The organism is Proteus sp. G4380 (assembly GCF_963885725.1).
GTDB classification, from domain to species: domain Bacteria; phylum Pseudomonadota; class Gammaproteobacteria; order Enterobacterales; family Enterobacteriaceae; genus Proteus; species Proteus mirabilis.
The window spans coordinates 18,955-27,277 of the sequence record NZ_CAWPAV010000112.1 but is presented as its reverse complement, the minus strand read 5'-3'; the positions used below and the strand labels follow the sequence as shown (position 1 = coordinate 27,277).

The following is an 8,323-nucleotide window of genomic DNA, read 5'->3' as shown; positions in this document are numbered from 1 at the left end:
TCAAAATCAGTTACCTTTCACAATAAAAAACGTTATAACCCACTTTCTACCGTAAATATTTGCCGATAACCATCAATATCACGCATAAAAGCAATATACTGATCATTAGGTGAAAATACGACTGCGTCACCACTTGGTGCTTGTGCTGTTTTATCAGTTAATCGCGTTAATTCACCTGTTTTAGCATTACATAACATCACACTATTATCACAAATAAAGGTGAGATATTCTCCGCTATGGCTCCAAGTGAATGCAGATTGAATATCCCATTGCTGTAAAGTGACCTGTCTAATCGCTTTGGTAGTTGGCGAAACGGTATATAGCTGGACAACACCATCATCATCTTTCATCAGAAAAGCAATCGCATCTCCTTGCGGTGAACTTCTTAACCAATGACGAGGTTGATTTAAAACACCGGGATATTTTCTATGGTGGGTATTCGTCAAGCGGATTTGTTCAATCCCTTGTGCAGGAGCTGGCATCGTCGTCTCTGTTCCTGCCAGAGGTTTATCACCTTCTAGACTGAAAGCATGATCATCATCTGGCAAATCAACTAAGAAGATATCAGCGACCTTCTCACCACTTTCACTGACCGTATCACCAATAAAAGCAATAGCCCAACGCTGTTGTGAGCCATCAGCTTTGGTATAACCTTGTTTACCTATCCAACACTCTTCATAGGCTTTATTAATTTCATCACTGCCCTTTTGTGGATAAGCGACTGTTTGGCTTATTAGGGTACAGAAATATTCACCGTCATACTCACGGGGGTGCTTTTTCGCAACTTTAACGGCTTTGAGTGGCACTGCGATTGCAACATTACGTTGATCGAACTCGCGCCCTAACTCATGCATTATGTGATCATTATAAGTAAAGCTTAAACGTGTACCATCAGGGCTAAACACATGCACATGGGTTCCACCACGTAACGCGCCAGCTTGATAAGGCGATGTCAGGGAACAAGCATCGATATTAACTGCACCAAGATCTTCCTGCTCATTAACAATCACACCGCGACGATGATGAAAATCATAATGCCATAAATCATCGGGATTTTCTGGGCCATGAATAAAAGCATAACGTACCGGTGCCACAGGGCTTATTGTGGCAACCCCAACATGAGCGCCTTGAGTGGCGGTGTAAATTATCTGTTGCTGTTTTGTTTTCGCATGAATTTTTTCTATGGTTAATCCTGTAAAAGATCCACCATTGGGACGTACATCATAAACTAACCACTGGCTATCTGGTGTCCAAACATTTATATTGGTTAACTGATGATGACGACTATCAAATGTAATCTGTTGTTCCTGAAAAGACATAGTTATCCTTATCGGGAAATAAATTTCCACATTATAAAAACTAATTGATTTTACCTGGCACTAAAAAAACTCAGTCGAGACTTTTTCGCAAGGTGATTACTCTACCCTCACTAAACAGTCAAAAAATTAAAAAATCATGTTACTTAGTGTTCTTTATATTATTGGTATTACCGCAGAAGCCATGACAGGGGCACTTGCCGCTGGTCGCCGTAAAATGGATGTTTTTGGCGTTATCATCATTGCATCAGCCACTGCTATTGGTGGTGGTTCAGTAAGAGATATTCTTCTTGGTCACTACCCTTTAGGTTGGGTCAAACACCCTGAGTATATTGTCACAGTAGCTTGTGCTGCGGTGATCACTATTTGGGTCGCCCCCATGATGAAACACCTACGACGCTTATTTCTCATTTTAGACTCCATCGGATTGATGGTTTTTTCTATTATCGGTGCCCAAATTGCACTCGATATGGAATATGGTCCTATTATTGCTGCCATTGCAGCCGTGATCACCGGCGCTTTTGGTGGCGTTTTACGTGATATGCTGTGTAATACCATTCCCCTCGTCTTCCAAAAAGAGATCTATGCGGGTGTCGCATTTGGCGCCGCTTGGCTCTACATGGGATTACTGTTTTACACGCCACTCCCTAAAGATGTCGTGATTATTATTACGCTTGTTGCCGGACTCACGGCTCGGCTACTCGCTATCCGCTATAAGCTTGGCTTACCCGTATTTAATTATGAAAATCAAGATTAGCGAAACGGAGTAATAACAACAGCAATTATTGTAGATTCTGTGGGGTATCTCAAAGTATCATCTCTTTTCTCGATGATGATAAAAGGCAATTCCTATCACTGAGACGTTATTTGTATGTTAATATTGGGCTTACTCAATTTTTCTCTTATTTCAAAACAAAAAAATAGCTGAATTAAGAAAAAAATAGCCCTGTATTAAACAAGGGCACTGTATGTGCTTCGAGGTATGTGTATACTATAGGGGGATTTGCTCCCTAGACATACATTTATATTAATTCTCCAGTCAAATTCAGAAAGTCATCATGATCCAAGGAACACTTTATATTGTTTCCGCTCCAAGCGGTGCGGGTAAATCAAGTCTTATTCAGGCTTTATTAAAAACACAGCCTTTATATGACACACAGGTTTCTGTCTCTCATACTACCCGCCCAATGAGACCAGGAGAAAACCATGGTGAACATTACTTCTTTGTTACTGAAGAAGAATTTAAAAGTATGATAGCAAGTGGAGATTTTATCGAACACGCTTGTGTGTTTGGTAACTATTACGGTACATCGGGTAAAGTTATCAAACAGATCTTAGCCAGTGGCGTTGATGTCTTTTTAGATATCGATTGGCAAGGTGCGCAGCAGGTACGTAAAAAGATGCCTGAAGCTCGCAGTATTTTTATTCTGCCACCGTCTAAAGAAGAGCTTTACCGCCGACTTCGCGGACGTGGGCAAGATAGTGAAGAAGTGATTGCTAAACGTATGTCACAAGCTGTGTCTGAAATGGAACATTTTAATGAGTATGACTATTTGCTCATCAATGATGATTTCAATACTGCGCTTGCTGATTTACAATCAATCATTCGCTCAGAAAAATTACGCCTTGATCGTCAAACACTACGACATGGTGATTTAATCAGCAAATTATTGGCAGACTGAGATAAGTTTCAGTATTATGCCCAGTCATTTCGTTAATGGTGGAGTAACACAAATATGGCACGCGTAACCGTTCAAGACGCTGTAGAGAAAATTGGTAACCGTTTTGACCTCGTTCTGGTCGCAGCACGTCGTGCGCGCCAGTTACAAGTTGGCGCTAAAGATCCTTTAGTACCAGAAGAAAATGATAAAATGACGGTTATCGCACTACGCGAAATCGAAGAAGGTTTGATTAACGGTAAAATTCTTGATGCTCGTGAACGTCAAGAGCAGCAAGAGCAAGAAGCCGCAGAATTACAAGCGGTTTCAGCGATTGCGGAAGGTCGTCGTTAATCGTCTCATAAAATAGGGGTAGGTCTGCCTTGTACCTGTTTGAAAGCCTGAATCAAATCGTTCAAAAATACTTGCCACCTGAGCAAGTTGAACAACTCAAAAAAGCCTTTATCGTCGCCAGAGATGCCCACGAGGGGCAGACTCGTTCAAGTGGTGAGCCTTATATTACTCACCCTGTGGCGGTTGCCTGTATTCTTGCCGATATGCGATTAGATCATCAAACGCTAATGGCGGCATTGTTGCATGATGTCATTGAAGATACACCTGCGACATTTAAAGATATCGAAACTCTGTTTGGCAGTACGGTGGCAGATCTGGTTGAAGGCGTCTCAAAACTGGATAAATTAAAGTTTCGAGATAAAAAAGAGGCTCAGGCTGAAAACTTTCGCAAAATGATCATGGCGATGGTAAAAGACATTCGCGTTATTTTGATCAAATTGGCAGACCGAACTCACAATATGCGCACGCTGGGTTCACTACGCCCAGATAAACGTCGCCGTATTGCACGCGAAACGCTGGAAATTTATAGTCCTCTTGCTCACCGTTTAGGTATACACCATATTAAAACTGAGCTAGAAGAATTAGGCTTTGAGGCACTACATCCTAATCGCTACCGCGTGATTAAAGAAGTTGTTAAGGCAGCTCGTGGTAACCGTAAAGAGATGATTAATAAAATCCTCTCTGAAATTGAAGGGCGCCTTACAGAAGCGAGTATTCAATGCAAAGTTAACGGTCGCGAAAAACACCTTTATTCCATTTATCGTAAAATGTTGCTAAAAGAGCAACGTTTTCACTCAATTATGGATATTTATGCCTTTCGCGTCATCGTTAAAGATGTCGATACCTGCTATCGCGTGTTAGGCCAAATGCATAGCCTTTATAAACCTCGCCCTGGCCGCGTTAAAGACTATATTGCTATCCCCAAAGCTAATGGTTATCAATCCCTTCACACTTCGCTCATTGGTCCTCATGGTGTCCCTGTTGAAGTACAAATTCGTACCGAAGATATGGATCAAATGGCTGAAATGGGCGTTGCGGCCCATTGGGCTTATAAAGAGCAAGGTGAGCAGCCGGGGACAACAGCCCAAGTCAGAGCACAACGTTGGATGCAAAGTTTACTTGAATTGCAACAAAGTGCAGGTAGCTCTTTTGAATTTATCGAAAACGTGAAATCAGACCTTTTTCCTGATGAAATTTACGTTTTCACCCCAGAAGGTCGCATTGTTGAATTACCAACGGGTGCGACTCCGGTTGATTTTGCTTACGCAGTTCATACTGATATTGGTCATGCTTGTGTCGGTGCAAGGGTTGATAGACAACCTTATCCACTCTCACAGTCTTTACGTACCGGACAGACCGTTGAAATCATTACTGCGCCGGGTGCAAGACCAAATGCGGCTTGGTTAAACTTTGTCGTCAGTTCAAGAGCCCGTTCAAAGATAAGACAGTTGCTCAAAAATCTAAAACGTGAAGACTCTATTAATTTAGGTCGTCGTCTACTTAATCACGCTTTAGGCCATCATAAAGTGGCAGATATTCCGCTAGAAAATATTGAACGAGAGTTGAAGCGCATGAAGCTTCACTCAATGGACGATATTATGGCTGAGATAGGTTTAGGTAATGCGATGAGTGTTGTTGTGGCGCGTAACTTATTGATTGACAACCAACAACAAGAAGAACACACACATCTAAGCATAACCAATGACGAAACACCTAAATTACCTATTAAAGGGGCTGATGGTGTACTTATCTCATTTGCTAAATGTTGTCGCCCTATTCCTGGTGATCCTATTGTTGCGCACATTAGCCCTGGTAAAGGCTTAGTTATTCACCACGAATCTTGTCGTAATATTCGCGGTTATCAAAAAGAGCCAGAAAAATTCATGCCAGTTGAGTGGGATAAAGATATTGATGGTGATTTTATTACCGAAATCAAAGTCGATATGATAAACCATCAAGGTGCATTAGCGAATTTAACCGCAGCAATTAATGACGCTAATTCAAGCATTCAGAGCATGAATACCGAAGAGAAAGATGGACGCGTCTATTGTGCATTTATTCGACTGACAGCCAAAGATCGCATCCAATTAGCCAATATTATGCGTAAACTTCGTATCATGCCTGATGTATTACGTGTCAGCCGTAATAAAAACTAATTATGAATCCAACACGCTATGCCCGCATCTGCCAAATGATGGCGATGCGGCAACCTGATCTCACTGTTTGCCTTGAAGAAGTGCATAAATCTCATAATGTTGCTGCTGTAATACGCACTGCGGACGCGGTGGGGATCCCTAAAATCCATGCTATCTGGCCTGAAGAAAAAATGCGTATGCTGGTTTCTCCCGCAGCGGGCAGTAATAGCTGGGTAAATGTTAATACTCACCCAACCATTGCCGACGCCATCAACACTTTTCGTGCACAGGGCATGCAAGTTCTTGCGACCCATCTCTCAGATAAAGCGGTTGATTTTCGTGAGATTGATTACACACAACCAACCTGTATTATTATGGGGCAAGAAAAAACCGGTATATCACCAGAAGCTATTGCGCTGGCGGATCAAGATATCATTGTACCGATGATGGGTATGGTGCAATCTTTGAATGTTTCTGTGGCGAGTGCATTAATTTTATATGAAGCACAACGCCAACGTCAGGCGGCGGGCATGTATAATCGAACCGAAAGTGCATTAACTGCAGAAGAGCAACAAATTTTACTCTTTGAAGGTGGCTATCCAGTACTTGCTGAAGTTTCTCGTCGTAAAGGACTGCCTCGCCCTTATATTAATGATCGTGGTGAAATTGAAGCACCGGACTCATGGTGGGCAGAAATGCAAATGACACAAAAACAACTTAGGAAATTTAAACTGACGGAGTAACTTTCCCATGAAAGGAAAACTGCTTGATGCAATCCCCTTAACCACTCTTCACGGCGTAGGTGCAAGTCAGGCAGATAAACTGGCCAAAATAGGGTTAGTCACTGTGGAAGACTTATTGCTTCATCTTCCTTTACGCTATGAAGATCAAACCCATCTGTATGCCATCAGCGATCTACTTCCTGGTATTCCAGCCACTGTTTCCGGTGAAATCTTAAGAACTGAAGTAAATTTTGGTCGTCGAAAAATGATGACCTGCCAAATTTCTGATGGTTCAGGTATTTTAACCTTACGCTTCTTTAACTTCACGGCAGCCATGAAAAATAACCTTGCTCAGGGTAAGCAAGTTATCGCTTATGGTGAAATAAAACGAGGAAGTCGAGGCCCTGAAATTATTCACCCCGAATACAAAATTAAAGTGGCTGGCTCAGAAGTTAAGTTACAAGAAACGCTTACCCCTATTTATTCAACAACAGAAGGCTTACGCCAGACATCATTGCGTAAATTAATAGAACAAGCCTTAACCTTACTTGATACTTGTGCCATTAATGAACTGCTTCCTGATCAATTTATTTATGGTTTACCGCCTCTCGCTACCGCGTTACGAACCTTACATAATCCCCCCCCTGATATTGCGTTTGCTGAACTTGAAAAGGGGCAACTTCCTGCACAAAAACGGCTGATTATTGAAGAATTATTGGCGCATAACTTAGGTATGCTTAATGCTCGGGCAGGAGCACAATCCTATCGTGCAGAACCCTTACTAATGCCACATGGCTCAACATTACGTGAACAATTTCTTGCAACATTGCCCTTTACACCCACCACAGCACAACAGCGCGTCGTCAATGAAATAGAGCAAGATCTAGAAAAAAATTATCCTATGATGCGCCTAATTCAAGGGGATGTTGGCTCAGGTAAAACCTTAGTTGCTGCACTAAGTGCATTAAGAGCGATAGCCAATGGTAAACAAGTGGCTTTAATGGCGCCCACTGAGTTACTAGCGGAGCAACATGCCCTCACCTTTAGAAAATGGTTTGAGCCTTTTGGTATTCAAGTGGGGTGGTTGGCTGGCAAACAAAAAGGTAAAGCGCGAGAAGCACAACAAAATGCAATAGCTAATGGTGAGGTTTCCATCATTATTGGCACTCACGCCATTTTTCAAGAGCAAGTTAAGTTTCACTCTCTCGCATTAGTCATTATCGATGAGCAACATCGCTTTGGAGTACATCAACGCCTTGCATTATGGAAAAAAGGCGAAGAGCAAGGCTTTCATCCACACCAATTGGTGATGACCGCAACCCCCATTCCTCGAACACTGGCGATGACCGCTTACGCGGATATGGATACCTCCATTATCGATGAGCTACCTCCTGGTAGAACCCCAGTAACGACAGTGGCTATCCCTGACACTCGGCGAAATGACATCATTGAACGTATCAGGGTGGTTTGTAGCGAAGAAAATCGCCAAGCCTATTGGGTTTGTACGTTAATTGAAGACTCCGAAGTCCTTGAAGCACAAGCAGCACAAGTTATTTATGATGAGCTGACGATTGCCTTACCGGAAATCAAGATTGGATTGGTTCATGGTCGAATGAAGCCGGCAGAAAAACAGGCGGTGATGGCCGACTTTAAAGAAAACAAACTACAGCTTTTGGTCGCAACGACCGTGATAGAAGTCGGGGTAGATGTACCTAATGCCAGTTTAATGATCATTGATAACCCTGAACGATTAGGTCTTGCACAATTACATCAGTTACGAGGGCGTGTTGGTCGAGGAGCAGTGGCTTCCCATTGTGTCTTATTATATAAAACGCCGTTAACTCAAACTGCTCGTTTACGTTTACAAGTGCTCAGAGACAGTAATGATGGCTTTGTTATTGCACAAAAAGATCTCGAGATAAGAGGACCAGGTGAACTATTAGGAACTAAGCAGACGGGCAATGCACAATTTAAAGTCGCAGACTTATTACGCGATCAGGCGCTTATTCCTGAAGTACAACGTATTGCTCGTTATTTACATCAACATTATCCTAAGCATTCGCAAGCGTTAATCGAACGCTGGCTACCTGCAAAGACCCAATATAGCCAAGCTTAAACGACACCGTTTAAATGGCTTA

7 protein-coding genes are annotated in these 8,323 nt (G+C 42.4%); 6 read left to right on the top strand and 1 reads right to left on the bottom strand.

Translation table 11 applies throughout. The features are described 5' to 3' along the window. Positions 1 to 32 precede the first annotated feature (32 nt). Positions 33 to 1,319 (bottom strand): DUF3748 domain-containing protein, encoded by a 1,287-nt coding sequence (locus AACU98_RS10160; RefSeq protein WP_004249090.1) that lies wholly within the window; start codon positions 1,317 to 1,319, stop codon positions 33 to 35. Positions 1,320 to 1,455: 136 nt separating this feature from the next. Here AACU98_RS10160 and AACU98_RS10155 point away from each other — a divergent pair, with 136 nt between their 5' ends. The 6 genes from AACU98_RS10155 to recG all read left to right on the top strand — a co-directional run bounded on the left by AACU98_RS10155 (position 1,456) and on the right by recG (position 8,301). Beyond that, positions 1,456 to 2,073, top strand: coding sequence for a trimeric intracellular cation channel family protein (locus AACU98_RS10155; RefSeq protein WP_004246822.1), 618 nt, complete (start codon positions 1,456 to 1,458; stop codon positions 2,071 to 2,073). Between the two features lie 301 nt (positions 2,074 to 2,374). After that, positions 2,375 to 2,998 carry a guanylate kinase gene (gene gmk / locus AACU98_RS10150; protein WP_004246821.1) on the top strand — a complete coding sequence of 208 codons (624 nt, stop codon included), beginning with the start codon at positions 2,375 to 2,377 and terminating at the stop codon, positions 2,996 to 2,998. A gap of 54 nt (positions 2,999 to 3,052) precedes the next feature. Further along, a complete protein-coding gene (gene rpoZ, locus AACU98_RS10145; RefSeq protein ID WP_004246820.1) occupies positions 3,053 to 3,328 on the top strand; it encodes a DNA-directed RNA polymerase subunit omega in 276 nt (91 codons plus the stop codon). 29 nt (positions 3,329 to 3,357) lie between these two features. Further along, positions 3,358 to 5,484, top strand: a complete 2,127-nt coding sequence (gene spoT, locus AACU98_RS10140; RefSeq protein ID WP_004246819.1) for a bifunctional GTP diphosphokinase/guanosine-3',5'-bis pyrophosphate 3'-pyrophosphohydrolase — start codon at positions 3,358 to 3,360, stop codon at positions 5,482 to 5,484. Between the two features lie 2 nt (positions 5,485 to 5,486). Then, positions 5,487 to 6,206: a tRNA (guanosine(18)-2'-O)-methyltransferase TrmH gene (gene trmH, locus AACU98_RS10135; RefSeq protein ID WP_004246818.1), complete on the top strand. Its 720-nt coding sequence runs from the start codon at positions 5,487 to 5,489 to the stop codon at positions 6,204 to 6,206. A 7-nt stretch (positions 6,207 to 6,213) separates the two neighbouring features. Then, positions 6,214 to 8,301, top strand: a complete 2,088-nt coding sequence (gene recG, locus AACU98_RS10130; RefSeq protein WP_161734600.1) for an ATP-dependent DNA helicase RecG — start codon at positions 6,214 to 6,216, stop codon at positions 8,299 to 8,301. The last annotated feature ends 22 nt before the right edge of the window (positions 8,302 to 8,323 follow it).